Source organism: Pacificibacter marinus (assembly GCF_018860665.1).
GTDB classification, from domain to species: domain Bacteria; phylum Pseudomonadota; class Alphaproteobacteria; order Rhodobacterales; family Rhodobacteraceae; genus Celeribacter; species Celeribacter marinus_A.
Genome location: NZ_JAHKPK010000062.1, coordinates 115147 through 141259, shown reverse-complemented (window position 1 = coordinate 141259; position 26113 = coordinate 115147). Strand labels below are relative to the sequence as shown.

25 protein-coding genes are annotated in these 26113 nt (G+C 53.0%); 17 read left to right on the top strand and 8 right to left on the bottom strand.

What is annotated here, in order from left to right:
- Nucleotides 1-54: 54 nt before the first annotated feature.
- Entirely contained in the window at nucleotides 55-936 is an 882-nt protein-coding gene (locus KO497_RS17655) for an RNA polymerase factor sigma-32 (protein WP_215945276.1), read from the bottom strand.
- A 103-nt stretch (nucleotides 937-1039) separates the two neighbouring features.
- On the opposite strand from KO497_RS17655, the gene cobU reads away from it, so the two are divergent.
- The 4 genes from cobU (at nucleotide 1040) to KO497_RS17635 (ending at nucleotide 4573) form a co-directional block, all read left to right on the top strand.
- A complete protein-coding gene (gene cobU / locus KO497_RS17650) occupies nucleotides 1040-1588 on the top strand; it encodes a bifunctional adenosylcobinamide kinase/adenosylcobinamide-phosphate guanylyltransferase (RefSeq protein ID WP_215945275.1) in 549 nt (182 codons plus the stop codon).
- Nucleotides 1585-2157 carry a histidine phosphatase family protein gene (locus KO497_RS17645; RefSeq protein ID WP_215945274.1) on the top strand — a complete coding sequence of 191 codons (573 nt, stop codon included), beginning with the start codon at nucleotides 1585-1587 and terminating at the stop codon, nucleotides 2155-2157. Before cobU ends, KO497_RS17645 begins: the two co-directional genes overlap by 4 nt.
- Nucleotides 2158-2234: 77 nt before the next feature.
- Nucleotides 2235-2933 carry a glutathione S-transferase gene (locus KO497_RS17640; RefSeq protein ID WP_215945273.1) on the top strand — a complete coding sequence of 233 codons (699 nt, stop codon included), beginning with the start codon at nucleotides 2235-2237 and terminating at the stop codon, nucleotides 2931-2933.
- A 128-nt stretch (nucleotides 2934-3061) separates the two neighbouring features.
- A complete protein-coding gene (locus KO497_RS17635) occupies nucleotides 3062-4573 on the top strand; it encodes a YifB family Mg chelatase-like AAA ATPase (RefSeq protein WP_215945272.1) in 1512 nt (503 codons plus the stop codon).
- Here the strand turns inward: KO497_RS17635 and KO497_RS17630 are convergent.
- From KO497_RS17630 to rsmI, 4 genes are all read right to left on the bottom strand, one after another.
- Nucleotides 4543-5442 carry an alpha/beta hydrolase gene (locus KO497_RS17630; protein ID WP_215945271.1) on the bottom strand — a complete coding sequence of 300 codons (900 nt, stop codon included), beginning with the start codon at nucleotides 5440-5442 and terminating at the stop codon, nucleotides 4543-4545. The genes KO497_RS17635 and KO497_RS17630 overlap by 31 nt on opposite strands.
- Nucleotides 5443-6387, bottom strand: a complete 945-nt coding sequence (gshB, locus tag KO497_RS17625) for a glutathione synthase (RefSeq protein WP_215945270.1) — start codon at nucleotides 6385-6387, stop codon at nucleotides 5443-5445.
- 101 nt (nucleotides 6388-6488) lie between these two features.
- Complete coding sequence (locus tag KO497_RS17620) at nucleotides 6489-6878, bottom strand: YraN family protein (RefSeq protein WP_215945269.1); 390 nt, start codon at nucleotides 6876-6878, stop codon at nucleotides 6489-6491.
- 12 nt (nucleotides 6879-6890) lie between these two features.
- The gene (gene rsmI, locus KO497_RS17615) at nucleotides 6891-7760 is read right to left on the bottom strand and encodes a 16S rRNA (cytidine(1402)-2'-O)-methyltransferase (protein ID WP_215945268.1); all 870 of its coding nucleotides are present in this window, start codon (nucleotides 7758-7760) and stop codon (nucleotides 6891-6893) included.
- A gap of 109 nt (nucleotides 7761-7869) precedes the next feature.
- Here rsmI and KO497_RS17610 point away from each other — a divergent pair, with 109 nt between their 5' ends.
- The 3 genes from KO497_RS17610 to murJ are packed head-to-tail and all read left to right on the top strand — an operon-like array spanning nucleotide 7870 to nucleotide 13368.
- Nucleotides 7870-9051 (top strand): penicillin-binding protein activator, encoded by a 1182-nt coding sequence (locus KO497_RS17610; protein ID WP_215945267.1) that lies wholly within the window; start codon nucleotides 7870-7872, stop codon nucleotides 9049-9051.
- Complete coding sequence (locus KO497_RS17605; RefSeq protein ID WP_215945266.1) at nucleotides 9011-11830, top strand: [protein-PII] uridylyltransferase; 2820 nt, start codon at nucleotides 9011-9013, stop codon at nucleotides 11828-11830. The genes KO497_RS17610 and KO497_RS17605 overlap by 41 nt, the downstream gene beginning before the upstream one ends.
- On the top strand, nucleotides 11827-13368 hold the full coding sequence (murJ, locus tag KO497_RS17600; RefSeq protein WP_215945265.1) for a murein biosynthesis integral membrane protein MurJ: 1542 nt from the start codon (nucleotides 11827-11829) through the stop codon (nucleotides 13366-13368). The genes KO497_RS17605 and murJ overlap by 4 nt, the downstream gene beginning before the upstream one ends.
- Before the next feature lie 18 nt (nucleotides 13369-13386).
- Here the strand turns inward: murJ and KO497_RS17595 are convergent, their stop codons facing one another.
- Nucleotides 13387-14085 carry a rhomboid family intramembrane serine protease gene (locus KO497_RS17595; RefSeq protein WP_215945264.1) on the bottom strand — a complete coding sequence of 233 codons (699 nt, stop codon included), beginning with the start codon at nucleotides 14083-14085 and terminating at the stop codon, nucleotides 13387-13389.
- Nucleotides 14086-14162: 77 nt separating this feature from the next.
- Here KO497_RS17595 and trpS point away from each other — a divergent pair, with 77 nt between their 5' ends.
- Complete coding sequence (trpS, locus tag KO497_RS17590) at nucleotides 14163-15179, top strand: tryptophan--tRNA ligase (protein ID WP_215945263.1); 1017 nt, start codon at nucleotides 14163-14165, stop codon at nucleotides 15177-15179.
- 99 nt (nucleotides 15180-15278) lie between these two features.
- Here trpS and KO497_RS17585 read toward each other — a convergent pair whose 3' ends face one another.
- Nucleotides 15279-15890 carry a L,D-transpeptidase gene (locus KO497_RS17585; protein ID WP_215945262.1) on the bottom strand — a complete coding sequence of 204 codons (612 nt, stop codon included), beginning with the start codon at nucleotides 15888-15890 and terminating at the stop codon, nucleotides 15279-15281.
- Between the two features lie 400 nt (nucleotides 15891-16290).
- On the opposite strand from KO497_RS17585, the gene KO497_RS17580 reads away from it, so the two are divergent.
- The 9 genes from KO497_RS17580 to KO497_RS17540 all read left to right on the top strand — a co-directional run bounded on the left by KO497_RS17580 (nucleotide 16291) and on the right by KO497_RS17540 (nucleotide 24552).
- Nucleotides 16291-16746, top strand: a complete 456-nt coding sequence (locus tag KO497_RS17580; protein ID WP_215945261.1) for a universal stress protein — start codon at nucleotides 16291-16293, stop codon at nucleotides 16744-16746.
- Nucleotides 16747-16875: 129 nt separating this feature from the next.
- Nucleotides 16876-17439, top strand: coding sequence for a NifU family protein (locus tag KO497_RS17575; protein WP_215945260.1), 564 nt, complete (start codon nucleotides 16876-16878; stop codon nucleotides 17437-17439).
- Between the two features lie 3 nt (nucleotides 17440-17442).
- Entirely contained in the window at nucleotides 17443-17877 is a 435-nt protein-coding gene (locus KO497_RS17570) for a GNAT family N-acetyltransferase (RefSeq protein WP_215945259.1), read from the top strand.
- A gap of 213 nt (nucleotides 17878-18090) precedes the next feature.
- Nucleotides 18091-19080 carry a BMP family lipoprotein gene (locus tag KO497_RS17565; RefSeq protein WP_215945258.1) on the top strand — a complete coding sequence of 330 codons (990 nt, stop codon included), beginning with the start codon at nucleotides 18091-18093 and terminating at the stop codon, nucleotides 19078-19080.
- Nucleotides 19081-19091: 11 nt separating this feature from the next.
- Nucleotides 19092-20702, top strand: a complete 1611-nt coding sequence (locus KO497_RS17560; RefSeq protein WP_215945257.1) for an ABC transporter ATP-binding protein — start codon at nucleotides 19092-19094, stop codon at nucleotides 20700-20702.
- 1 nt (nucleotide 20703) lies between these two features.
- A complete protein-coding gene (locus KO497_RS17555; RefSeq protein WP_215945256.1) occupies nucleotides 20704-21804 on the top strand; it encodes an ABC transporter permease in 1101 nt (366 codons plus the stop codon).
- Nucleotides 21805-21806: 2 nt separating this feature from the next.
- On the top strand, nucleotides 21807-22769 hold the full coding sequence (locus KO497_RS17550) for an ABC transporter permease (RefSeq protein WP_215945255.1): 963 nt from the start codon (nucleotides 21807-21809) through the stop codon (nucleotides 22767-22769).
- A 128-nt stretch (nucleotides 22770-22897) separates the two neighbouring features.
- Entirely contained in the window at nucleotides 22898-23809 is a 912-nt protein-coding gene (locus KO497_RS17545; RefSeq protein ID WP_215945254.1) for a sulfite exporter TauE/SafE family protein, read from the top strand.
- Nucleotides 23806-24552: a TIGR02186 family protein gene (locus KO497_RS17540; protein WP_215945253.1), complete on the top strand. Its 747-nt coding sequence runs from the start codon at nucleotides 23806-23808 to the stop codon at nucleotides 24550-24552. Before KO497_RS17545 ends, KO497_RS17540 begins: the two co-directional genes overlap by 4 nt.
- On the opposite strand, the gene KO497_RS17535 is transcribed toward KO497_RS17540, so the two are convergent.
- Nucleotides 24549-26090, bottom strand: a complete 1542-nt coding sequence (locus tag KO497_RS17535) for an ATP-dependent DNA helicase (RefSeq protein WP_215945252.1) — start codon at nucleotides 26088-26090, stop codon at nucleotides 24549-24551. The two genes, KO497_RS17540 and KO497_RS17535, sit on opposite strands and share 4 nt — an antisense overlap.
- Nucleotides 26091-26113: the final 23 nt, after the last annotated feature.

Here is a 26113-nt window from a genome sequence, read left to right as displayed (position 1 = left end):
TCCAAAGGTTTAAGCCTGCCGATACGCAAACTCAAGTCGCATGAGTCCCGACACCTAGTTCAGCAATTCGGTCAACGCCTCGCCATGCCCTTCAAGCGTGCTGCGCATTTTGCCAAAAGCCGCGACCTCAACCTGACGTACGCGCTCTTTCGACAGTTTCAACTCATCACCAAGGCTTTCCAGCGTGCGTGGCTCATCTGCGAGTTTCCGAGCCGTCAGAATATATCTTTCACGGTCGCTTAGTTTGCTCATGGCGTCCTTGACCCAAACCTTTAGCTGCGCTTGGTCGTGATTGTCCTCAACGGTTTCAGATGTCGTCGCCCCGTCATCAACCAAGGTATCAATCCATTCACGACCTTCTTCGTCGCTCGACTGTGTGGCATTCAATGAAAAATCAGAGCCAGACAAACGCCCGTTCATTGCCTCGACATCGCGCAAGGGCACGCCCAATTCGGCAGAAATTTTGTGCATCAAATCAGCGTTTTCTATGGGCGCACCAGCGGCCAAAGCTTCGCGTTCAAATCGCGCTTGCACGCGGCGCATGTTGAAAAACAACGATTTTTGCGCAGATGTAGACCCTGTGCGCACCAACGACCAATTGCGCATAACGTGATCTTGAACAGAAGCTTTGATCCACCACACCGCATAGGTCGAAAAGCGCACACCACGATCGGGGTCGAATTTCTCAGCCGCTTTCATCAAACCCAACGCCGCCTCTTGTATCAGATCAGGCATCGGCGCGCCGTAGCGTTTGAACTTAGATGCCTGCGAAATCGCCAAGCGCATATAGGCTGAAATCAACCGGTGCAAAGCCGCCTCGTCACGGTGATCACGCCATGCGACCGCCAAGGCGTGTTCGGTATCTGCATCGAGCATTTCTGCTTTCATCGACTTGCGTGTAAACCCGTTGTCGTATGATGAATCAATGCGTCCCATATCACCCTTGTCCTTTTGTGCTGTCTCGCTCAACCGTTTGCGAAGCGATGTTACAAGTGATACGCATGGCAACGGATTTTGGATGACAAAAAGAGTCACAACTATGTGTGCAGATATCACCTTGATTCTTGGCGGCGCATCTTCTGGCAAGTCTCACTTGGCGGAAAAAATATGTTTTTCCAGTCCCTTACCGCGCATATACATCGCCACTGCGCAGGCGTTTGATGACGAGATGCGCGACAAGATTACACAACATCAACTGGATCGCGGCGAGACTTGGACCACCTTTGAGGCCCCTTTTAAGGTAGATAGCGTTTTACGTGATATTCCCTCAGGTCAGATCGTCTTGCTGGATTGCGCAACGCTTTGGTTGACCAACCACCTTTTGGCAGAGCACGATATTGCCCAGCAAACTGAGGCGTTGCTAGGCGCGCTGTCAACCTGCGCCAGCCCCGTGGTGATTGTATCAAATGAAGTTGGCCAAGGCATCGTCCCCGAAAACAAATTGGCACGAAGATTTCGGATCGAACAAGGCCGACTTAACCGACGCCTCGCTGAGCACGCGAGTAGCGTGGTGGGCGTGATGGCCGGATTGCCTTTTGTACTCAAAGGCGACATGCCCAAGGCGCTGACACAAGAGGCCAGCACATGAGCCGAATCTGGCTGGTGCGCCATGGGCCAACGCATGTGAAAACATTTGTAGGTTGGACCGATGTGCCCGCTGACCTGTCAGACACCGCTGCGATTGCGCGTTTGGAAAACGCCCTGCCCGCCGATGTGCCTATTGTGTCCTCTACTTTGGATCGCGCGATCAAAACGGCGGATGCGATCCAAGGCACGCGGCCCCGTTTGCCGCATGATCCCCGCCTGTGTGAAACGCATTTTGGTGATTGGGAAAACCTGTCATGGTCACAAATCCAAGCGCTTGACGCTGCCTTGGCCCGTCGTGTTTTTGAAGACCCTGGGCCGCACGCCCCTCCAGGTGGCGAAAACTGGAATGACTTTTCGGCGCGGGTCTACAGCGGCCTTGATGCGATCACAGGGGATGCGATCGTCGTGGCGCATATGGGCGTCATTTTGGCGGTTTTGCAACGCGCTTTGGGCTGTTCAGCCTATGAGGCTTTGGGTCATAAAATCGACAACCTATCGATCACATCAATCACCCGCGCTACATCACAATCACCAAATTGGTCTGCGCATAGGATCAATCATATCCCGTGATGCGCTCCATCTAAAATACTTGTTTTAGCAAAACTCACACCTGCGTTAGTCTGCTTGCAACCCGCAGGAGGTGTTTCATGACATACGATCTATTTATTGGTGACAAAGGCTTTTCAAGTTGGTCTTTACGAGGTTGGCTGCTGTTTGAAAAATTTGGAATCGACGTACATGTCCATATGCTCGGGCTGTACAGCGGAACAATGAAGCAAGAGATGGCCAAACTTGCCCCCGCACGCTTTGTGCCAACCGTTCGCACGCCAGAAGGTTGGGTCATCGGCGAAAGCATCGCAATCGTTGAAACACTGGCAGAACGCCATCCAGATGCAAATATCTGGCCCAAAGACGCCGAAGCGCGCATTTATGCACGGTGGCTTGTCGCCGAAATGCATGCTGGATTTTCAACCTTGCGCACTGATTGCCCGATGCAATTGTTCAAACAAATCCGTGACTTTGACATTTCCGATGCCTTAAAAGCTGACATTGCACGCCTTGAAGATATGCTTGGTCACGCCTTTGACCGCTTTGCCACAAAAGGCGCATATTCAGGAGGTTGGCTGTTTGGCGCCTATTCTGCTGCGGATGCCTTTTATGCTCCCGTGGCGGCACGTATTGCGGGCTATGACTTACCGGTCTCAGATCGTCTGGCAGCTTACGTGCGTACACATTTGAAAGATTCCGCGTTCAAGTCGTGGCGTGCAGACGGTATCGCAGTCACCTATGATCCATTTCCTTACGACCTTGGAACAGATCCCAAACCATGGCCTGAAGCCGATTAAGGCAGACCAAACAGCTTCCTGTTAACCATTTACTAACCTTAAACGCGCTACCCCGTTTAAGGAAAGCAAGTGCCCCAATCAAAGCGCGACATGCTTAGATTGAGAAACATGACAGCAGGAGGTCATTGATGATCGCGCGGACATTTACCGTCGCATTTGAAGGGATAGAGGCACAGCGCGTCGAGGTCCAATGCGCGCTGGCCCCCGGCTTGCCGAATTTCACCATCGTGGGCCTGCCCGATAAAGCCGTCTCAGAAGCCCGCGAACGGGTGCGTGCGACCCTATCGTCGATGCAAATTTCACTGCCCTCAAAGAAAATCGTCATAAACATGTCCCCCGCTGATCTGCCAAAAGCTGGATCGCACTTTGATCTACCTATTGTTCTGTCCGTACTCGCAGCCACGGGTGTCATCCCCCCTGAGCGGGTCGAGACCTGCCTGTCTTTGGGCGAGCTATCACTTGACGGCACGCTTGTTGCGGTCTCCGGCGCACTGCCTGCGGCGTTAAAAGCGGCGGAAATGGACTGCGATCTGTTGTGCCCAAAGGCCTGTCAATCCGAGGCCGCTTGGGTCGGCGCGACACCCGTTTACGGCGCAAATCAATTGATGGAACTGGTCAAACATTTGATCGGCGACATGCCATTACAGCAAGCGCATCCCGGCGAAATTGCCATGCCCGATCACATCAAATGCCTGCGCGATGTGAAAGGCCAAGAAAAAGCAAAGCGCGCTTTGGAAATCGCAGCTGCTGGTCAACATCATCTGTTCATGGTGGGCACACCTGGATCGGGCAAATCGATGCTGGCGACACGCCTGCCCTCGATCCTGCCGCCCCTCAGCGCCAGCGAGGCGCTTGAAACCTCTATTATCCATTCCCTGTCAGGCTTAATCGGCGAAGGTGGCATCAGTCGCGCGCGCCCGTTTCGCGAACCCCATCACACAGCCTCGATGGCGGCAATCGTCGGTGGCGGGCGCGGCGCGCAACCTGGAGAAGTGTCTTTGGCGCATAATGGTGTTTTGTTTATGGACGAATTTCCAGAGTTCCCGCGCGGCGTTTTGGAAAGCCTGCGCCAGCCTGTTGAAAGCGGCGAGATCATGGTGGCCCGCGCCAACGCGCATATCAAATACCCTGCGCGATTCATGTTGGTTGCTGCGGCCAACCCCTGCAAATGTGGGTATCTACCAGACCCCGAGCGCGCCTGCGCCAAAGTGCCTTTATGTGGGGCCGACTATTTAAGTCGCATTTCAGGACCTTTGATGGATCGTTTCGACCTGCGATTTGAGGTGCCGCCAGTCCAGTTTACCGACCTAGAATTGCCGCCCTCGGGTGACAGCTCAAAAGTCGTGGCACAGCGCGTGACCCGCGCACGCGACATTCAATTGGCGCGACTGGAAGGCACAGGATTGCGCACGAATTCAGAACTCGAAGGGCAAATGCTGGACGCCTTGGCCATGCCTGACACTGAGGGCAAAGAGATGTTGAACACCGCGGCTGAAAAGTTGGGCTTATCTGCGCGCGGCTATCACCGCGTGATGAAGGTCGCGCGCACCATTGCTGATCTCGATCACTCGGACGATGTGCGTCGCCCGCATATCGCCGAAGCACTCAGCTATCGTGTCGTGTCAGGTGCCTTAAACTGATCATCGATAAAGGCGTAGAGGTCTTGCAGGGCTGCATCGGCCTCGTTCAAGCGGTCATGAAACAGCTGCCAAACATGGGGTAAATCGTGCCATTCTTTCGACACCACAAGACCGCCCTGTGCCCGCAAATGCGCAGCCATGCGACGACCATCGTCGGCCAAAATCTCACTGTCGCTCCATTGCATGAACACAGGCGGAGCATTCTTGTACCGAGCAAAAAGCGGCGAGGCGCGCGGGTCTTGAGGATCGCCATTGTGCAGATAGTGTTTGCGCACCTCGTAAATGCGCTCCACTGGCAAAATCGCATCTGTTTGCGCGTTTGTGCTGAGTGTGCTGCCCTTGAAACTCAAATCCGTCCAAGGCGAAAAGGCAAATGCAGCACGCGGCCTATGCCCCGTTTCACACAAATGCGACAACACAGCCAAGGTCAATCCGCCGCCAGCACTGTCGCCGCCAATCACCAAATGATCCGACAGCGGTTCTAACGCTTGGGCAACGGCACAGGCGTCATCAAATGCGGCTGGAAACGGATGCTCAGGCGCAAGACGATATGCGGGCAAAATGACTTCTAGCTTGGTCTTGGCCGCAATGGTGCCCGCAAGCGCGCAATGCGTCGCGGGCGACCCCATAATGTAAGCGCCGCCATGCAGGTACAAAAGCGTGCCACGGGCGTCTTTTGGTGTCAGCTTGCGGCACGATATACCGCCAATTTTCACGGTTTCGTCTTTGAGGCCCCGCTCGCGCGGGAACCCCAAGGCTTGCAGTTCAAAATTTTGCCGCTGCACCTCAACAGTCGGGAGCCACGCCAATTTGCGTTTTTCAACGGTGCGTAGCCAAAAGTTCAACACATCGCGGCGGCGAAACAACATTTATGCGGACCTCTTTGCCTCGATCGCTTGCCACAGTTTTTCGGCTGTGTTGGTGCCATCGAAACGTTCCAGTTCTTGAATGCCGGTGGGTGAGGTCACGTTGATTTCTGTCAGGTAGTCGCCGATCACATCGATGCCGACAAAGATCTGACCTTTTTCGCGCAAAAGCGGGCCTATAGCTGCACAGATTTCCAAATCACGCGCGCTCAAGCCGATTTTTTCAGGTCGTCCGCCAACATGCATATTGGACCGCGTTTCGCCTTTTTGCGGCACGCGGTTGATCGCACCAACAGGTTCGCCGTCGACCAAGATCACACGTTTGTCGCCAGCAGAAACATCCGGCAAGAACTTTTGCACGATCAATGGCTCATTGTTGATGCCGCAGAACAGCTCATGCAAGGACGACAGGTTTTTGTCATCAGGCCCAAGACGGAACACGCCAGCGCCGCCATTGCCATACAGGGGCTTCAAAATCACATCGCCATGCTTGGCCTTGAACGCTTTAATCGTGTCCAAATCGCGCGCGATGGTGGTGGGCGGCGTCAGGTCAGGGAAATTCAACACCAACAGCTTTTCGGGGTAGTTGCGCACCCAAAACGGATCATTCACCACCAAGGTGGTCTCAGAAATCATATCCAACAGATGCGTGGAGGTGATGTAACCCATATCAAAAGGCGGATCTTGGCGCAGCCAAACGACATCATAGGTTGACAGATCCACTTCGATTTCATCGCCCAGCGTATAGTGATCGCCTTCAACCATTTGAACGGTGACGGGCCAACCGCGAGCGGTGATTTTGCCTTCTTGAAAAGCAAGTTTGTCAGGCGTGTAATAGAACAGCTCGTGCCCACGCGCTTGAGCTTCTAGCATGATGCGAAACGTGCTATCTGCGGTGATATCGATGGGACCGATTGGGTCCATTTGAATGGCGACTTTTAAGGACAAGGCTTTGTCTCCTCACAGGAACTTTCTTAATAGATGGACCAGCGGGCGACGTCATTCAATGGGGCGCACCGCACAAGGGCTGTGAAGCGATGCGAAAACCGTCAAATTGTTGCGTTTTCCAAGATTTCGAGCGCGCCAGACCTGTCCACAAGGGCGACATCAATCTGCATATCAGTCAAAAATCCTTTGGGCGTTTGTGAAATATAGTCTTCTGCACTGGCGCAAATCCGCATCAATTGCCGCGCAGATAGGCTTTGGGCCGCCTGCGCATGGGTTGCGGAATATTTCACTTCGACGAAAAAGTAAGCTTCATCTTTGGTGAAGATCAAATCGATCTCACCTGCCCGCCCGCGCCAACGCGTCTCGCTCAAAACATATCCGCGCTTGAGGTAATCCGCGCAGATCGCATTTTCTGCCTGCAAACCAGACTGATAGGCAAGCGCGCCGCGCATACGGCGTCGGGCATTTGGCAGGCTTTTTTCGCGTAGCATTTAAGCGTTATCCTATTTCGATTTCAGCGCCTTTGATCGCTCAAGTGCTTGTTGATACACATGGCGTTTCTGCATGCCCAGCGCCTTTGCCACCGCAGCCGCGGCATCTTTCACAGTCATCTCAGCCAAAGCCGCATCTAGGGCCGTGTCTAAATCTTCGGCGCTGGCCTCGACCGCTTCGGCGCGCGCCACCAGCAAAACGATTTCGCCTTTGAACGCGCGATCTTTCAAACTTTCGCACAGCTCACCCAAAGTGCCGCTTATCACCTCTTCGAATTTCTTGGTGATTTCGCGGCAAATGGCGACTTTGCGCGTCGCTCCATATATCTCGCACAATTCCGTTAGCGTTTTGTAAATGCGGTTTGGACTTTCGTAGAATCCTAAGGTGGCTTGAACAGGGCCAAATTCTGTAAAAAATGTTTTGCGCGCACCAGCAGATGAGGGCGGAAACCCTGCAAACAAGAACCGATCCGAAGGCAGTCCCGCGATGGTCAAAGCCGCAATCATCGCAGAAGGCCCTGGCGCAGAGGTCACAAAAAGTCCAGCCGCCAAAGCTTCGCGGCTTAAAACGAATCCCGGATCGGCCACAAGCGGCGTGCCCGCCTCGGACGCATAGGCGACAGATTTGCCCTCGGCCATCAGTGCCAACAAGCGCGGGCGCGCTTTTGCGCCGTTTTGATCATGGTAGGCAATCATTTTGCGTGTCCCCAAAGGGACGCCGTGCATATCCATCAAACGCCGCAAAGTGCGGGTGTCTTCGGCGGCCAAAACATCGGCAGAAGCCAAGGTATCAAGGGCGCGCAAGGTAATATCGCGGGCATTGCCAATAGGGGTTGCAACAAAGTGCAAACCGGCGGGAAGGTGCTTTATCTCGAAGTCCAAGGGGTTTCCAAGTCTTTGCGGCGTTTACTCTTTGGGGCAGGTCGCATAGTCTGCGACCAATTAATGTTGTCCCTAAAAAGCTGTCCACCGACAGGAGTGAGGTTCCCCTATGTTCGCTGTTCTGAGCACCGCCCGCAAGTCAATCACTCGCATCACTGCCGTTTTGTCGATCATGACGCTCGCGGCCTGTGACCCAAGCATGATGCCAAGCCCCAATGGTGGACCAAGCATCAACACCAGCAAACCGATCCCTGTGGCTCTATTGGTTCCCTCTAACTCAGATCAAGCAACAGACAACGCGCTAGCACAGTCTATTGAAAACGCAGCTCGATTGGCGATGGCTGACTTGGATGGCGTCCAAATCGATCTACGCGTTTACCCCACGGGCGGGCAAGCTGAGCGCGCTTCTGCTGCGGCCTCTCGAGCGATCACTGACGGTGCGAAAATCATTCTTGGCCCAGTCTATGGCGGATCAACAAAATTGGCAGGCATCCCCGCGGCCAACGCTGGCGTGAACGTTTTATCGTTTTCAAACAACACAGACGTGGCGGGCGGCAACGTATTCATTTTAGGGGCGACTTTTGACAACACCGCCAATCGTCTCGTGCAATATGCAGCCCAAAAAGGCAAACGTCGTATTGTGGTGGTCAACGCGCAAAGCCCCGCAGAAAATGTCGGAGCAACAGCCATCAAAGGTGCGATCGCCCGCAATGGCGCAACGCTGGCAGGCGAACAAAGCTTTGAGTTGAGCCAAGAAGGGGTTGTTGCCGCGATTCGCCCCATTGCAAGCACAGTGCGTTCTAGCGGCGCTGACGCAGTGTTCTTTACTTCAGGCAATGACGGCGCGATGCCACTATTGGCGCAGATGCTGCCAGAGAACGGCATCACGTCACCTGACACACAATACATCGGCTTGCAGCGCTGGAACTTCCCAGCCTCAGCAGTGTCCCTGCCCGGATTGCAAAACAGTTGGTTCGCAATCCCGGATCAGCGCCTCGTACAAAACTTTTCTAATCGCTATGCCGCAGCCTACGGCCAAGCTCCACACGCCCTTGCTGGCCTCGCCTATGATGGAATAGCCGCCATTGGTGCCTTGGCCAAATCTGGCGATTCGCAAGCTCTGACAGCTCAGGCTTTGACACGCGGGTCAGGCTTTGTTGGCGTGAACGGTATCTTCCGCCTTAAAAGCGATGGCACAAACGAACGCGGCCTGTCCGTCGCAACCATTCAAAACAATCAGGTAATCGAGATTGACCCCGCACCAAGAGCCTTTGGCGGCGCTGGATTCTAAGTCAGCCCTAGCCACATTTGTTCCGGCACCGCCGAACAGTATCATCTGCGCCCCTACGGCGATTTTCGACACGGCTGCCGTAGAGGCCGCACTTGAGGACGCCTTTGCAGCGAGCTCAAGCTACTCTGATGTGCGCAGCCAAACAGTGCGTATTTTGGGTAAGGCCAGTGAACAGGGCCGCGCTGCGATTGAAAGCGCGATCATGCAGGCGCCGCGCAATGCGCGCCCTGCGACCCACGCCTATGCTTGGTTGACAGACTGCATTGTCACCACAGTTCTTTATGTCTCGCAAACCAAACTGCATCCGAACCAGACCCCGTCAACCGGCGAAGACATCGCTGTTTTAGCAGTTGGGGGATATGGCCGCGCGGAAATGTCGCCGCATTCAGATGTCGATCTGTTGTTCCTCGCGCCACATAAAATCACTGGCTGGGTCGAAAGCGTGATCGAAAGTATGCTCTATATATTTTGGGATCTGCATCTCAAAGTTGGGCATTCTTCACGCACGATCCGTGACTGCATTCAGCTTGGTAAAGAAGATTACACCATCCGCACCGCGATGCTTGAAGTGCGCTACTTGGCAGGCAACCGCGCGCTGACAGAAGAATTACAGCAAAAACTACGCGATGACTTGTTTAAAAGCACAGCACGCGAATTCACCGAAGCCAAACTCGCCGAACGCGCCGAGCGCCATAAAAAGCAAGGCGGGCAGCGCTATGTGGTTGAGCCAAATATCAAAGAAGGCAAAGGCGGCTTACGCGACTTGCAATCCTTGTTCTGGATCGCGAAATACGTTCACGGCGTAAGCGATACAATCGATTTGGTCAAAGCCGGCGTCTTTACGCAGGACGAATTTCGCCAATTTGATGAGGCGGAAACCTTTTTACATGCCGTGCGCAATCAATTGCATCTGATCACCAAACGCCCGATGGACCAACTGACCTTTGACCTTCAGGTCGAAGTTGCCGAACGTCTTGGATTTATCGACCACTCAGGCCGGCGCGCAGTTGAGCATTTCATGCAGTTTTACTTTCTCCACGCCACGCGCGTCGGTGAATTGACTCGCATTTTCCTAACCGCACTTGAAGAACAGCACGTCAAACAAGAGCCAGCCCTGCAACGTCTTTTCAAACGCAAACGCAAAACTGTTGCCGGCTTCTACATCCATGGCGGCAGGTTGAATATCGATGACCCCAAGGCGTTCCTTGCGGATAAGCTTAATCTGCTGCGCATCTTTGAGGAATCTCTACGCACAGGTCACCTGATTCACCCTGATGTGATGCGACTTATTTCAGCGAACCTAGACCTGTTTGACGACGCGTTTCGCAACCGCGCCGATGCAAAGAAGATGTTTCTCGATATTTTGCTCAAACATGGTAACCCCGAACGAGGGTTGCGGCGGATGAATGAGCTGGGTGTGCTTGGCGCGTTCATGCCAGAGTTTCAGCACATTGTGGCGATGATGCAGTTCAATATGTACCACAGCTACACTGTGGATGAGCACACGATCCAAGTCGTGTCGAACCTTGCACAAATCGAACGTGGCGAACTTATCGAAGCACTCCCCGTGGCCTCAGGCATCTTAAAGCGCGGCATCAATCGCAAGGTACTTTATGTGGCGATGCTGCTGCATGATATCGGCAAAGGTCGTAAGGAAGATCACTCTATCATCGGCGCGCAAATCGCGCGCAAAGTGGCCCCCCGTTTGGGGCTTAAACCTGCCGAATGCGAAACCGTTGAATGGCTCGTGCGGTATCATTTGTTGATGTCAGACATTGCCCAAAAGCGCGATATATCCGATCCACGCACAGTGCGCGACTTTGCCAAAGCCGTCAAAACCCGTGAACGTCTTGACCTTTTGACTGTGCTCACGGTCTGCGATATTCGCGGCGTCGGCCCTGGCGTTTGGAACAATTGGAAAGCCGTTTTGCTGCGCAATCTACACGCGCAAACGGCGGATGCACTGGAACACGGGCTAGAGGCCGTCAATCGCGAAACCCGCGAAGGCGATGCCAAAAAGGCTCTGCGTGAAGCCCTCAAAGACTGGTCCCAAACGGCGCGCCGTGCCGAAATAAATCGTCACTATGGTCCCTATTGGCAAGGTATGCCAACCTCTGTGCATGTGGTTTTGGCGCATTTGATGCAAGACATCAAAGACGACGAAATCAAAATCGAATTGAAACCCGACGAAGATCGCGATGCGACCCGCGCCTGTTTCGCCATGACCGACCATCCCGGCATTTTCTCACGCCTTGCTGGCGCTTTAGCACTTGTAGGGGCAAACGTCGTTGACGCGCGCACCTATACCACCAAAGACGGATATGCGAATGCAGCGTTTTGGGTGCAAGATGCCGATGGGCATCCTTATGAACAGGCGCGTTTGATCCGCCTGAAACAGATGATCACCAAAACGCTTATGGGCGAAGTGGTGGCGCGCGATGCACTTGTGTCGCGCGATAAAATCAAAAAACGCGAAAGTAAATTCAGGGTCCCGACGTCGATCATTTTCGACAATGAAGGGTCGGAAATTTTCACCATCATTGAGGTGGATACCCGTGACAGGCCTGGTCTGCTGCATGATTTAACCCGCGCAATGGCGTCCAATCACATCTCGATCGCGACCGCGCAGATCGCAACATACGGCGCACAAGCCGTAGATGTATTCTATGTGAAAGATATGTTTGGTATGAAAATCCATTCTGAAAGCAAGCGCAATTCGTTAGAAAAGAAACTTCGCGAAGCCATCGAGCAAGGCGCAAAACGCGCGAGCGACGCATGAAACCTGTCCGTTTGATGCGCGGCTTTTTGACCGTTGGCAGTTGGACTTTGATGAGTCGCGTGCTTGGCTTTGTGCGCGATGCGTTGATCGCGGCTTATTTGGGGGCTGGTCCCGCAGCAGAGGCTTTTGTTGTGGCCTTTTCCTTGCCCAACATGTTCCGCAGGTTCTTTGCAGAGGGCACTTTGAACGTCGCATTTGTGCCGATGTTTTCGAAAAAAGTCGAAGCGAATGAAAACGCCCGCGCCTTTGCCGAGGATACTTTGTCGGCTTTGGCGGGAATATTAACCGTGTTGACGGTTCTATCGATGATTTTCATGCCTATCATGGTCTCGGCCATGGCCGCTGGCTTTATTGGCGATACACGCTTTGATCTGGCCGTACATTACGCACGCATTACCTTTCCATATGTGTTGTTCATCTCACTTGGCGCTTTGTTCTCTGGAATTTTGAACGCTACGGGGCGCTTTGCAGCGGCCGCGGCGGCGCCAGTTATGCTCAATGTGATTCTATCGACAGCGATGGTTTTCGCGCATTTCATCGGGTTTGATGTGGCCACAGCTTTGGTCTGGGCCGTCCCTGTGGCGGGGGCTGCTCAATTGGCCATCGTTTGGGGCGCAGCAGCCAAGGTCGGATTTTCCATCAGACCACGCCTGCCCCGTATGACACCAGAATTAAAAAAATTGCTGATCTTAGCAGGGCCCGCAGCTTTGGCGGGTGGCGTTGTGCAGATCAATTTATTGGTCGGGCGTCAGGTGGCTTCGTTTTCACAAGACGGCGCGCTGCAATATCTGAACCTTGCAGATCGTTTGTATCAATTACCGCTTGGGGTGGTTGCAATTGCGATTGGTGTGGTCTTGCTGCCGGACCTGTCACGACGCTTGACCGCAGGTGATGGTGCAGGTGCGCGCGCGGCCTATAATCGCGCCTTTGAATTTGCTCTGCTGCTGACCGTTCCAGCTGCGGTGGCTTTGATTGTCATCCCTGAAGCCTTGATCGGTGTGTTGTTTCAACGTGGTGCTTTTACCCCTGAAGACGCCGCAGCTACGGCGCTTGCTGTGGCCATCTACGGGTTGGGTCTGCCTGCCTTTGTGATCCAAAAGGTTTTGCAACCTTTGTATTTCGCCCGCGAAGACACTAAAACGCCCTTTCGCTTTGCGTTGTATTCTATGGTCGTCAATGCCGTGGCTGCCATTGGGTTGTCGTTTTGGATTGGCTATCTCGCGGCGGCGGTTGCGACCTCTTTGGCCGCTTGGGGCATGGTTGTTTTGCTGTGGATGGGGAAAAAATCCATGGGCGACAACGTTGCCGCCGACAAACAATTGCGCTATCGCGCCCCACGCATTTTGATCTCGGCGCTCGCGATGGGGGCCATTCTGTATGTCGTTCAAATCGCACTTGCGCCAGTGTTCGATGTATCGCGCCTGATTGCCACGGTGATTTTGATCGCCCTTGGCATCACCAGCTATTTTGGCATTGGCCAAGCCATTGGTGCGCTGAACCTGCGCGATATAAAATCATCAATGAAGCGCGGTGGTTAAACGCCGCGCTGGCAGGCATTAGCGTTTGCGCAGTTTCGCCAAGATACGTGGAAACGCGCCGGGAACCAACAAAAGCGATATGGAAAACCCAGCGACAAAGCCGGACAGATCAGCGACCCAAGTGGGATCACTGCCAAAGATGAGCGCCCAGACCAGCTGAATCCCCAGCAAGAACCCGATCAAAGAAAAGGCACGCAATTGGTTTTCTTGCATCGCCCCAAGACCGATCCACAAGATGAACGTGTAAGATCCGATCAATCCGTAAGCGCCCGCATAAGCGCCCAACAGAGGCACGCTTGAATTCATAATCAATCCGTAGCCTAGCGATCCGGCGAGAACGGAAACGGCGAAGACGATGATAAACGCGACATTACCGAAAATTTCGCCAACCATTTTGCCCAACGCCAGAATGAACACACAAGCCATCAGCGCGTGAACCAATGACAGGTGGATCATGCTGTAGCTGAGAAAGCGGATCATATGTTCCATCGGCCAAATATTGCGTTCTCGCATGGCCTCGAACACCGCATCGAAGAACCCGTAGTCTTCAATTGCGGCCACCCGCCAACCGATGGCTTCGGGGCCGCCGATGATCCCGTAAGACCCGACTTGGAACAATAGCTCGATACCTGCGATGAGCAAAACCAACGCCACAACCGCAGGCGGCAGGGCGTTAAACGGCATTTCTTCGCGATTGAACGGGGATTGGTCGGACATATGCTTTGGCTTCCTTGACGCTAATGTTCTGCATAGGTAAGCCAAGGACACTCAATAATCCAGTGACGGAGTTCCAAATGGACAAGCCAGCCTTTACCCCCCGTGTTTTTTCGGGAATCAAACCTTCGGGCGGCCTCACCCTTGGCAACTACTTGGGCGCGATCAAGCGTTTCGTAGACATGCAAGGCGGTGAGTTTGAAACCATTTATTGCGTGGTAGACATGCACGCGATCACTGTTTGGCAAGATCCAAAGGACCTGCACCATGCAACGCGTGAAGTTGCAGCAGGCTACCTTGCTGCAGGGATAGACCCTGACAAATCGATCTTGTTCAACCAGTCCCGCGTGTCAGCCCATGCCGAACTCGCGTGGCTCTTCAATACTGTGGCGCGTGTTGGTTGGATGAACCGGATGACCCAGTTCAAAGACAAAGCTGGCGAAAATGCTGAAGGCGCGTCGCTGGGGCTTTACGCCTACCCGTCTTTGATGGCCGCAGATATTCTCGTCTATCACGCAACACATGTACCTGTCGGCGATGATCAGAAACAACATATCGAGCTGACCCGCGACATCGCCAATAAATTCAATCACGACTACAAGGTGGATTTCTTTCCCGAAACCATCCCCGTGATCGAAGGTCCTGCGATGCGGGTGATGAACCTGCGCGACGGGACCAAAAAAATGTCTAAATCCGGCGAGTCAGACATGGAACGCATCAACATGACCGATGATGCCGATAAGATTGCGAAGAAGTTCAAGAAAGCCAAAACTGATCCTGATGGCATTCCGGAAACACTGGAAGGTTTAGATGGCCGTCCAGAGGCACGCAATCTCGTCAACATCTACGCGGCGTTGAACGACATGACCAACGAGGCTGTCGTCGCAGAATATGCGGGCGCTGGTTGGGGACGTTTCAAACCTGCCTTGGCAGATTTGGCTGTTGCAAAACTCAGCCCGATTTCAACCGAGATGCAGCGGTACATGGATGATCCTGCCGAGATCGATCGCATCATGGCCAAAGGGGCGGCAAAAGCCAAAGCCATCGCGGATCCGATTTTGGACAAGACCTTTGATATCATGGGGTTTGTGCGCTAACGCCTGCTACGTTTTAGGCTAAAAACGATAAAGGGGCCTCATTGGCCCCTTTTCTTTGTGCGTTTTAGTGTTCCTGCATTTCACGGGGAATGAGCGACCTCAGATCACCCGCACGCGCATTCCAACAGGCACGCGCGCATAAAGGTCCGCGATCATATTATTGTACAGTCCGATGCACCCATCAGACGCCTTGCGTCCAATTTTGCGCGTATCATGCGTGCCGTGAATACGGTAATATTGCCAACTGAGGTACAAAGCATGGGTGCCCAACGGGTTTTTGGGTCCAGCAGGCACAACAAGAGGCAAACTTGGGTCACGTTCGCGCATCGATGGCGTTGGGGTCCAAGTCGGCCCTTCTACTTTTTTGATAACGGATGTGTAGCCACGGCGTGTTAACTCTTCCGAAATTGGCACCGAGGTCGGGTAGAGCCTATAACCATCTGTCCCATCATTGCTGTCCGCCGTCCAGAAATGCAAAGCACGACTGACAGTGTCCGCAACCATCACACCCTTGCCCAAATCATCAAAGTGTTCGCGCCAATCAACGGTTCGAAAGCTGGAAATATTGCGCCGAACGGCCTCTTGCTCCTGCGTCAAAATTTCTTGGGCCACCGCAGCCGAGCCCAAAAAAGGCGTGGCCAGCACAGGGACTGATGCAATCAACCCCATAAATTTTCGTTTTGTAAGCACAGATTTTTTCAAATGGGTCATGGCGGGTCCTGAATTCTTTTTCTGTTTAAAACCACGCAATGGACGGCATTCGCAAATCACAATGCAGTTAACTCTGTCTAAAAACTCACTTTGACACGCAATGCCAATGAATCACGCGCAAGGCACATGGCTATCGCTGAAATGAACATAAGAATCGTCATAAAACTGAGGCAATACATGTTTATTCAGGCGATAAACGCATCACCCATTTGTATATCTGCGCCAAGCCCCCTCGAGGTGCAGGATGCGTTTACATCGAACAGTCCCCTTCGATGACATAGCAAACACCCTCGACCCAGTGTCGAGGGTGTTCTTTTGTCAGCCAATGCTTGCACTGGCGCGCGACCTCAGCCATCATTGCGCAAACTGCTGCTGGACAGTGCAGCTTAAGGGAGAGACCATGCGCAAGTTTCTTGTGATCTTAGATGACAGTCGTGAATGCCTAAACGCTATGCGCTTTGCTGCGATGCGTGCGACCAATACTGGTGGCGGTGTGACCATTTTGTCGGTGATTCCGCCCGATGAGTTCAATCACTGGATTGGCGTCGCAGATATAATGCGCGAAGAAGCCCGCGAACGGATCATCGTCCATTTCGAAGTTTTCGCCAAATGGATGCGCGACCGTCAAGGCATCGACCCCGAACTGGTGATCCGCGAAGGCGAAGCTGTGACCGAAATCTTGGCCCAGATACAAGAAGACCCCGATATCGGCGTGCTCGTCTTGGGGGCTGGTACTGAAAAAAGCGGGCCTGGTCCACTCATTGCCTCGATGACCAAGCAGGCAGGGTTTTTGCCGATTCCTATGACATTGGTGCCGGGCGAGATGTCAAAAGAGCGTTTGGAATCGATCACGTAAAGCCATTTTATTTGGGCGCGCATGCGACTGTTTGCGCCCTCATCGCACCAGTCGTTTAGAATGATTCCAAATATTGACTTTTCCACTCAGAAGGCCCATATCCGACTAACGCAGTAAGGAAAGCCGATCATGTTTATTCAAACCGAATCCACACCAAATCCAGCGACACTGAAATTCTTGCCCGGCCAAACCGTTTTGGAAACAGGCACAGCAGATTTCACCACAGCGGAAGCGGCGGCCTCTTCCCCGCTGGCCAAACGCGTGTTTGCGGTTGGCAATGTAACAGGCGTGTTTTTTGGCAATGATTTTGTCACAGTCACCAAAGATGATGTGACAGATTGGGATCACATCAAACCTGCCTTGCTCGGCGCTATTATGGAACATTTCCAATCCGGCGATGCGGTAATGGAAGGCGAAAGCGGGTCCCCTGCGGGGCACGCGGCGCATGACGGCCCAGACAGCGACATTGTGAACCAAATCAAAGAATTGCTCGACACCCGCGTGCGTCCTGCCGTGGCACAAGATGGGGGTGACATCACGTTCCACGGCTTCGACAAAGGCGTTGTCTATTTGCACATGCAAGGCGCCTGTGCGGGCTGCCCATCCTCTACGTTGACGCTGAAAATGGGTATTGAAAACCTATTGCGCCACTATATTCCAGAAGTTTTGGAAGTGCGTCCCGTCGCAGCGTGACCCATGACGCTTTCCCTGTCGCACGCTGATCTCGCGGCGCTGCACAAAGCCAGCTTTACACTGCCCCGCCCTTGGTCCGAGACCGAGTTTGCGGGGCTTTTGTCTATGGCGGATGTATTTCTCACCTGCGGCGATGGCCCTTCTTTCGCTTTGGGCCGTGTGGTTGCGGGAGAGGCAGAACTTTTGACATTGGCTGTCGATCCCAATGCGCAAGGCCGCGGCTTGGGGCGCGTTGCACTTGAGGCATATGAGGTCGAAGCCCGCAGACGCGGCGCTGATATTTCTTTTTTGGAAGTGGCGACGACAAACACCGTTGCGATAAAATTGTATCTGTCTCACGGCTATGCCGAATCTGGTCGCCGTCGCGCCTATTACGCCGCCCCAGATGGGACCAAAATTGACGCTTTTGTTTTTTCCAAGCCATTTGAACGGGCGTAACTTTACGTCAACATTCCAATGTTTTGGCAAACATCACCCAATCTGGGACCAAATGGTAAAATTTCTGTTGACCCTCTCTTTGCAAAACGCCCTAATTCAAAGGTGAACACCAGTGATCTAATCGCTGTTGTGGACATGTCCATCAGACATGTCACAATCTATTTCGGACATGCCTTTGCGCAGGTTCCAATATAAACACTATGGGAGACGACCATGACCCTGATGAAATCCTTTCTTGGCGCTGCTGCCACTTTGGCACTCACCGCCGGAGCCGCAATGGCAGATCCCGCGATCATTTACGATCTCGGCGGCAAGTTCGATAAATCTTTCAACGAAGCCGCTTACAATGGCGCGGAACGTTGGGCTGCGGAAACTGGCGGAACATACCGCGATGTCGAATTGTCGTCGGACGCACAGCGTGAACAAGCGTTACGTCGTTTCGCCGAAAGCGGTTACAACCCAATTGTCATGGCTGGTTTCAGCTTTGCGACAGCACTCGAAGCTGTTGCCGCGGATTTCCCTGACACGAAATTTGCCATCATCGATATGGTCGTGGACGCGCCGAATGTGCAATCCGTTGTCTACAGCGAACACGAAGGCTCATACCTCGTCGGTGTTGCAGCTGCATATGCGGCAAAAGGCGACACGGTATCGTTCATCGGCGGCATGGATATTCCACTGATTTCCAAATTTGCATGTGGTTATGCTCAAGGCTTTAAATCCGTGAAACCTGAGGGCACAGTCATCGTTAATATGACAGGTACGACTCCTGCGGCTTGGAATGATCCGGTAAAAGGCGGAGAGCTCACACGCGCTCAAAAATCCCAAGGGTCTGAAGTTGTCTTTGCAGCCGCCGGCGGTACAGGTCTTGGTGTACTTCAAACAGCAGCAGACGAAGACATGCTCGCCATTGGTGTTGACAGCAACCAAAACTACTTGCAGCCAGGTAAAGTTTTGACATCTATGGTCAAACGCGTCGACAACGCAGTCTTTGAAGCCTTTTCACAAGGGACAGACCTAGAGCCAGGCTTTAATGTTATGGGTCTCGCAAACGGCGGTGTTTCTGCGGCGATGGATGAATTCAACGCCCCTCTCATCACAGAAGAAATGAAAATGGCTTTGGCCGAGACCGAAGCAAAAATCATTTCGGGTGAAATCGTTGTACACGATTACATGTCCGACTCTGCCTGCCCAGCTTACTAAGGCTGGATAGAATGGTTTCCACAACCCATGAGGGGCGGCAGACACCTGCCGCCCCAATTGCCCCCAGCACTGCGCCGCTGGCCATCGAGTTGCGCGGTATTTCCAAAGCATTCGGCCCTGTTCAGGCGAACAAAGATATCTGCATCTCTGTTCGCAAAGGCACGATCCACGGCATCATTGGCGAAAATGGCGCGGGGAAATCTACGCTTATGTCGATCCTGTACGGCTTTTACAAAGCTGACAGCGGCACAGTGTTGATCAACGGCAAAGAGGTGCAGATTACCGACAGTCAAGCGGCCATCGCGGCAGGCATCGGCATGGTCTTTCAACACTTTAAGCTGGTCGAAAACTTCAGTGTTTTGGAAAACGTTGTTCTGGGCGCAGAAGACGGTGGACTGCTCATGCCCTCCCTTGGCAAAGCCCGCAAACTTTTGAAACAGCTTTCTGACGAATATGAACTTTCTGTCGATCCTGACGCTTTGATCGAAGATCTCTCTGTTGGTCACCAACAACGGGTTGAGATCCTTAAAGCGCTCTATCGCCAAGCCGATATTTTGATCCTTGATGAACCCACCGGCGTTTTGACCCCTGCCGAGGCGGACCATCTGTTCCGCATTTTGGAAGGTCTCAAGGCACAGGGAAAAACCATCATTTTGATCACGCATAAATTGCGCGAAATCATGAATGTCACCGATTCCGTATCCGTGATGCGTCGGGGCGAAATGACCGCGACTGTAAGCACCGCCGACACCTCGCCTGAACAACTGGCCGAGCTGATGGTTGGCCGCAAAGTTCTGCTGGAAGTCGACAAAACGCCCGCCACACCGGGAGCGCCGATTTTAGAGGTCGAGAAGCTGACCGTCGTGGACAGCCACGGTGTGACACGGGTGAAGGGCGTCGATTTGACCGTGCGCGCAGGCGAAATTCTGGGCATCGCTGGCGTCGCAGGCAATGGTCAAACCGAACTTTTAGAGGTCCTAGGTGGATACCAAACTGGCACTGGTGTGATCCGTGTAAACGGGCAAGAACTTGATTTGACCGGCAAAGCATCGGATGGGCAATCCCGTCGCGCACGCGGCATCGCTCATGTGCCCGAAGATCGCCATGACGAAGGCCTAATCTTGAATTTCGCGGCATGGGAAAACATCGTGTTTGGCTATCACCACGATCCTGAGTACCAGAAAAATGCGTGGATCATGGACAATGCCAAGATCAAAAAAATTGCGCATGAAAAAATGGAGCGTTTTGACACGCGGCCATTGAACGAAAAACTAGAGGCCAAAAGTTTTTCCGGAGGCAACCAACAAAAGATCGTTTTGGCACGCGAAATCGAGCGCAACCCAGATTTATTATTGATCGGCCAGCCCACACGCGGTGTCGATATTGGCGCTATCGAATTTATTCACCAACAAATCGTTGCCCTGCGCGACCAAGGCAAAGCGATTTTGCTGGTTTCGGTTGAGCTGGATGAAATCATGGCCCTGTCCGACCGTATCGCGGTGATGTTCGACGGCAATATCATGGGCGAGCGCTTGCCATCTGAAACCAATGAGCAAGAACTTGGAATGCTTATGGCTGGCATAAACAACGGCGCAGACGCCACACTGAGCGAGGGCGCGTAACATGCAAGCCATGCCAAAATGGGCGGATGCCGTCCTTATCCCGTTGATCTCGATCTTGCTGGCATTCTTTTTCTCTGGCCTGACAATATTGGCCATTGGCAAAGATCCCGTTGTTGCGATCCAAACTATGGTGCAAGGCGCGTTTGGGTCGACCAACGGCTTAGGCTATACGTTGTATTACACCACCAATTTCATCTTTACGGGCCTTGCGATTGCGGTGGCCTATCACGCGCGATTGTTCAACATCGGTGGCGAAGGCCAAGTGATGCTGGGCGGTCTTGGCGTGGCTTTGGTCTGTCTGGCCATCGATTGGCCACATTGGACGCTGGCATTGCCTGCGGCCATGGTTGGCGGTGCCGTTTTTGGCGCAGCTTGGGCCTTTATCCCTGCTTATTTACAAGCCAAACGTGGGTCGCACATCGTGATCACGACCATGATGTTCAACTTTATCGCTTCAGCCTTCGTTGGCTATATCTTGTTGAATTATCTCAAGGTTCCGGGGTCAATGTCGACAGAAAGCGCAGGCTTTTCAGCGGGCGCGCATTTGCCGACCTTTCATGAAATGCTTGCACCGTTTGGCATCAATTTTAACAAGAACGCGCCGGCGAATATCTCGTTTCTGATCGCACTTTTGGCTGCTTTCGGATTTTGGGTTTTGATTTGGAAGACCCGTTTGGGCTATGAAATTCGCTCCTTTGGCGAATCTGAATCTGCTGCTAAATATGCAGGCATCAACCCTGTACGCATCACCGTCATCGCAATGATGATTTCTGGCGCTTTGTGCGGATTGATGGCGATCAACAACGTCATGGGCGAAGCAGAACGCCTGATCGACAACGCCCCCGAAGGCGCGGGTTTCATCGGCATCGCCGTTGCCCTGATGGGACGGAACCACCCCATCGGTATCGTCTTGGCAGCCTTGTTGTTTGGCTTTTTATATCAAGGCGGCGCAGAATTGACCTTTTGGGAAGCGATCCCACGCGAATTGATCATCGTGATCCAAGGCCTTGTGATCATGTTCACAGGCGCGCTGGATAATATGGTACGCGCCCCGTTGGAAAAACTATTTCTGACGCTGCGCAAAAACAAGAAGGGAGCGTGATCATGGATTATTTGACCGTTTTACAAATTCTTGACAGTACCGTGCGCCTTGCCACTCCGCTGTTGTTGACCTGCCTTGCGGGACTGTTTTCAGAGCGTGCAGGCATTGTTGATATCGGACTTGAGGGCAAATTGTTGGTCGCCGCCTTTATGTCCGGTGCCGTCGCCTATGTAACGGGATCAATATGGCTAGGCCTCTTGGCCGGCGTTGCAGCTTCATTGGTGTTTTCAATGATACACGGCTTGGCCTCGATCACCTTTCAGGGCGATCAATTGATTTCAGGCGTGGCGCTTAACTTCTTGGCCGCCGGCCTCACTGTAGTCATAGGACAAAGCTGGTTCGCACTTGGCGGGCGCACGCCGCCTTTGTCTGGCAATGGGCGTTTTGGTGAATGGACTCTGCCGTTTTCTGACGCGTGGTCCAAAATCCCTGTGTTTGGTCCGACCTATAGCGAGCTGATTTCTGGACACACGGCATTAACATATATCGCACTTATTGCCGTGCCTTTGTCATGGTGGGTCTTGTACCGCACCCGCTTTGGTTTGCGTTTGCGCGCAGTTGGTGAAAATCCAAGCGCGGTGGACACTGCTGGCATTTCTGTTGTGCGTTTGCGCTATATGGCGTTGATCATTGCAGGCGTGTTATGTGGCTTGGCTGGCACCTATCTGGCGTCATTGGCTGCAGGTTTTGTTAAAGACATGTCTGCTGGGCGTGGCTACATCGCGCTTGCAGCCCTAATCTTTGCAAAATGGCGACCTTGGTACGCGCTGTCTGCCACATTGATCTTTGGGTTTTTGGAGGCCGTTGGCAACCGATACCAATCCATTTCCATTGGTGATTTTGTGATCCCCGTGCAATTCATGCAGGCCCTACCTTATATTTTGACTGTTGTTATCTTGGCTGGCTTCATCGGCAAAGCCATCCCGCCCCGCGCGGGTGGCACGCCCTATGTCAAAGAACGATAGGCTAAATTACAGCACATCAAAGAAATGCGAGCTTTTTGGCGCGAATATTGCATTTTATGCCGTCACACTATTTGACGTCAGCGCAAATCCGTTGCATCCATAGCCAACTAAGCTGTGAGAAACCGCCCATGCAGATATTTCTTCCCATTGCCGAAGTTTCGGTAAACGCATTTGTCCTTTTGGGATTGGGTGGAATTGTGGGAATTTTATCAGGCATGTTTGGCGTCGGCGGTGGGTTTCTGATCACCCCGCTCTTGTTCTTTGTCGGCATCCCTCCTGCCGTGGCTGTGGCCACCTCAGCCAATCAAATTGTCGCCTCGTCTGTCTCAGGTGTGCTTGCGCATTTCAAACGCAAAACAGTTGATCTGCGCATGGGCTGGGTGCTGTTGATTGGCGGCCTGATTGGCTCGGCCATAGGGATGCAAATTTTCAACCTGCTCAAAGCTCTCGGCCAAGTCGATTTGCTTGTGACCCTGTGCTACGTCGTGTTCCTCGGCATTATCGGCGCGCTTATGTTGGTTGAATCGATCCGCGCCTTGCGCCGTGCAAAAGGCCGTCCGGGCCAAAGACGTGAGCGCACAAAGCATACTTGGGTCCATAACCTGCCCTTTAAGATGAAATTCCGCGCCTCTGGCCTTTATATTTCCGTCATCCCCCCCGTGGTTGTGGGTGTCGTCGTCGGTATGCTTGGCGCGATCATGGGCGTTGGCGGTGGTTTTATCATGGTCCCCGCCATGATCTATATTCTTGGCATGCCAACGAAAGTTGTGATCGGTACATCCTTGTTCCAGATCATCTTTGTCACGGCCTTCAACACTATGTTGCACGCCTATACCAACCACACCGTTGATATGATGCTTGCCTTGATCTTGTTGGTTGGGGGCGTTATCGGCGCACAGATCGGCACGCAAATTGGCCTGCGCCTAAAGGCAGAACAATTGCGGATTATGCTCGCGCTTTTGGTTTTGATCGTCTGTTTGAAATTGGGGCTAGATTTGCTTATTCCGCCCAGCGAACTTTACTCTATCGGGGTAATATGATGCGTGGTTTTGTCCTAGCACTGGCCCTGACGCTGGCCCCTCTATGGCTCGCCGCTGAAGAGGTCGTCGCAGATCTCAGCCAAAACCGTGTGTCTATCACGGCAAATTTTGATGGATCTGAAATACTCATTTTTGGTGCGATCAAGCGCGAAGCCGCCATTCCAACAGACAGTGATCTAGACGTTATCGTCACTGTGACAGGCCCCAAAAAGATGGAAACTATCCTGCGCAAAGCGCGACGGTTTGGTATTTGGGTGAATGTTGAGCGCGAACGTTTGGGCCATGCCCCCAGCTTTTACAGCGTTGCCGCAACGCGCCCTGTTGAAGATATTATCATTCCCGCGACAGATGCTTTGTGGAAAATCACCGCCGATGAACAAATTTTGAGTGAGCGGCGCGGATTGCCAGCGCGCGAAGCTTTGATCAGAATTCGCACTGCAAATGGCCTGTATCGCCGTGCCAACGCGGGCGTCGAACTCAACCAGAACACCTTGTTCAATACGTCAATTGCTCTGCCTGCAAACCTTGTTGAAGGTGCCTATGTCACACGTATTTTACTGGCGCGTAACGGCTTGATCTTGGACGATTACAGTACAGAAATCCAAGTGCAAAAGGTCGGCATCGAACGCTGGCTGTACAATCTCGCCCATAATAACGCTTTAATGTACGGTCTTTTGTCATTGCTTTTGGCGGGGATTGCCGGCTGGGGCGCGTCAGAAATTTTCCGCTTGATCAGACGTTAAAGCAGTGTGTCGTCGTCTTGCATTTGCAATGTCAGCGGCGCCGCTTCTAACGCTTTAAGATCACTCACATTCAAAGGGTTTTCAGGTTTGGCCAGACGCGCACGCGTCACCCAAAACAAACGCTTTTCTGCCCGTGTAATCGCCACATAAGTGAGCCGTTTCCACAATGGAATGCCCGCCTCCATACGTCCAGCGCGAGAGGCCGCAAAAATATCAGGCGCAAAGACTTGCACATTTTCCCATTGCGACCCTTGAGCCTTATGAATCGTGACAGCGGCACCATGTAAAAATGCCGCCCCCATACGCGCAGCGAAGGGAATAAACGGCTCTTCTTCATCCGGAAATTCGATTTTCACGATAGAGGCCGCAGAAATATTCGGGTCTTGTGCCCCCATCACATGCAAGCGCGAAAATCCTGGCTTGCGACCGGGCCCCAAATAGACGACCTGCGCCCCTTTGATCAAACCGCGCGCTTCTAAATCAAGACGCTTTTTACGATGCTTTGCTGGCAACTCGATACCATCACAAATCAGCGGTTCACCTGCCAACAATTCGTCGGCAGGTGCGCCGTAAACATTGCGAAACGCTTGGATCAGACGAATTCGTGTTGCGTTACGCCACACCAAAGCTGGCGAGCGTGCCATCAAATCGCTTTCAACCCGCTGAGCATAAACCACGCGATCGTCGCGTTTTGACGCGTCTTCCACCATGCGCTCAAAATCGTCGTAGCTCAGAGCAGGGTCAGCCAAAGCGTGGGCCAAATCCAAAATAGGACTATCGTTTTCTTGTCTATGAACTCGGCTTAACACATGAACGTCAGGTTCTGGCAGTTGTTCAAACACCATAGACCCGGCTTGGTTCACAGGGGCAAGCTGGGCCGGATCACCGAACAACACCAGCGTCGGGAAAATATCTTGAAGGTCTTCGAATTGCTTTTTATCGAGCATCGAAGATTCATCGATAAAACCGATATCAAGCGGGTCCTCGCGGCGTTTCCAGCCCGTGATAAAATCGGATCCCCGCAGGCCAGCGGCAGCCAAGGCGCCTGGGATTGATTTGTTATTTTGGTAAAAAGCATAGGCACGATCCAACGCATCAGGGCCAAGACCTTCCATCTCTGGACGGTCCGCTTCGCCAGCCAGCCATTCTGCTATCTTTTCATAATCGGGATCATAAACCGGTGTGTACAAAATGCGGTGAATCGTCGTCGCCGGCACACCACGATTGCGCAGCACGGATGCCGCTTTGTTGGTTGGGGCTAAAATGGCGAGCGTCCGACGATCAGGGCGTTTTTTGCCCTCGTAGTCCCCAGACACAATATCAACGCCAGCGTCATCCAAAGCTTTGTACATCTGAGAAAGTAATAGCGTTTTACCAGATCCAGCCTTGCCAATGATGGCTCGAACGTTGGATTGCCCCTCAACCATTGGTGTGATCAAGCCATCATCCAAATCGACACCAACGCGCTTTAAAACTGCGCTGATGGCATCAAAGGCTTCGGCCTGATCGTTCGAGAATATGATGGCATTTTTTGACATGCGCAGACCCTATAGGGACCGCG

What these genes read in the sequence shown, in the direction of transcription:
- KO497_RS17635 (WP_215945272.1), top strand. Translation starts at nt 3,062, where the DNA reads ATGATCGCGCGGACATTTACCGTCGCATTTGAAGGGATAGAGGCACAG.
- KO497_RS17645 (WP_215945274.1), top strand. Translation starts at nt 1,585, where the DNA reads ATGAGCCGAATCTGGCTGGTGCGCCATGGGCCAACGCATGTGAAAACA.
- KO497_RS17595 (WP_215945264.1), bottom strand. Translation starts at nt 14,085, where the DNA reads ATGTCCGACCAATCCCCGTTCAATCGCGAAGAAATGCCGTTTAACGCC.
- KO497_RS17630 (WP_215945271.1), bottom strand. Translation starts at nt 5,442, where the DNA reads ATGTTGTTTCGCCGCCGCGATGTGTTGAACTTTTGGCTACGCACCGTT.
- KO497_RS17620 (WP_215945269.1), bottom strand. Translation starts at nt 6,878, where the DNA reads ATGCTACGCGAAAAAAGCCTGCCAAATGCCCGACGCCGTATGCGCGGC.
- KO497_RS17640 (WP_215945273.1), top strand. Translation starts at nt 2,235, where the DNA reads ATGACATACGATCTATTTATTGGTGACAAAGGCTTTTCAAGTTGGTCT.
- KO497_RS17550 (WP_215945255.1), top strand. Translation starts at nt 21,807, where the DNA reads ATGGATTATTTGACCGTTTTACAAATTCTTGACAGTACCGTGCGCCTT.
- trpS (WP_215945263.1), top strand. Translation starts at nt 14,163, where the DNA reads ATGGACAAGCCAGCCTTTACCCCCCGTGTTTTTTCGGGAATCAAACCT.
- KO497_RS17585 (WP_215945262.1), bottom strand. Translation starts at nt 15,890, where the DNA reads ATGACCCATTTGAAAAAATCTGTGCTTACAAAACGAAAATTTATGGGG.
- KO497_RS17575 (WP_215945260.1), top strand. Translation starts at nt 16,876, where the DNA reads ATGTTTATTCAAACCGAATCCACACCAAATCCAGCGACACTGAAATTC.
- KO497_RS17560 (WP_215945257.1), top strand. Translation starts at nt 19,092, where the DNA reads ATGGTTTCCACAACCCATGAGGGGCGGCAGACACCTGCCGCCCCAATT.
- KO497_RS17545 (WP_215945254.1), top strand. Translation starts at nt 22,898, where the DNA reads ATGCAGATATTTCTTCCCATTGCCGAAGTTTCGGTAAACGCATTTGTC.
- KO497_RS17565 (WP_215945258.1), top strand. Translation starts at nt 18,091, where the DNA reads ATGACCCTGATGAAATCCTTTCTTGGCGCTGCTGCCACTTTGGCACTC.
- KO497_RS17535 (WP_215945252.1), bottom strand. Translation starts at nt 26,090, where the DNA reads ATGTCAAAAAATGCCATCATATTCTCGAACGATCAGGCCGAAGCCTTT.
- KO497_RS17610 (WP_215945267.1), top strand. Translation starts at nt 7,870, where the DNA reads ATGTTCGCTGTTCTGAGCACCGCCCGCAAGTCAATCACTCGCATCACT.
- KO497_RS17555 (WP_215945256.1), top strand. Translation starts at nt 20,704, where the DNA reads ATGCAAGCCATGCCAAAATGGGCGGATGCCGTCCTTATCCCGTTGATC.
- KO497_RS17580 (WP_215945261.1), top strand. Translation starts at nt 16,291, where the DNA reads ATGCGCAAGTTTCTTGTGATCTTAGATGACAGTCGTGAATGCCTAAAC.
- cobU (WP_215945275.1), top strand. Translation starts at nt 1,040, where the DNA reads ATGTGTGCAGATATCACCTTGATTCTTGGCGGCGCATCTTCTGGCAAG.
- KO497_RS17655 (WP_215945276.1), bottom strand. Translation starts at nt 936, where the DNA reads ATGGGACGCATTGATTCATCATACGACAACGGGTTTACACGCAAGTCG.
- KO497_RS17540 (WP_215945253.1), top strand. Translation starts at nt 23,806, where the DNA reads ATGATGCGTGGTTTTGTCCTAGCACTGGCCCTGACGCTGGCCCCTCTA.
- KO497_RS17570 (WP_215945259.1), top strand. Translation starts at nt 17,443, where the DNA reads ATGACGCTTTCCCTGTCGCACGCTGATCTCGCGGCGCTGCACAAAGCC.
- murJ (WP_215945265.1), top strand. Translation starts at nt 11,827, where the DNA reads ATGAAACCTGTCCGTTTGATGCGCGGCTTTTTGACCGTTGGCAGTTGG.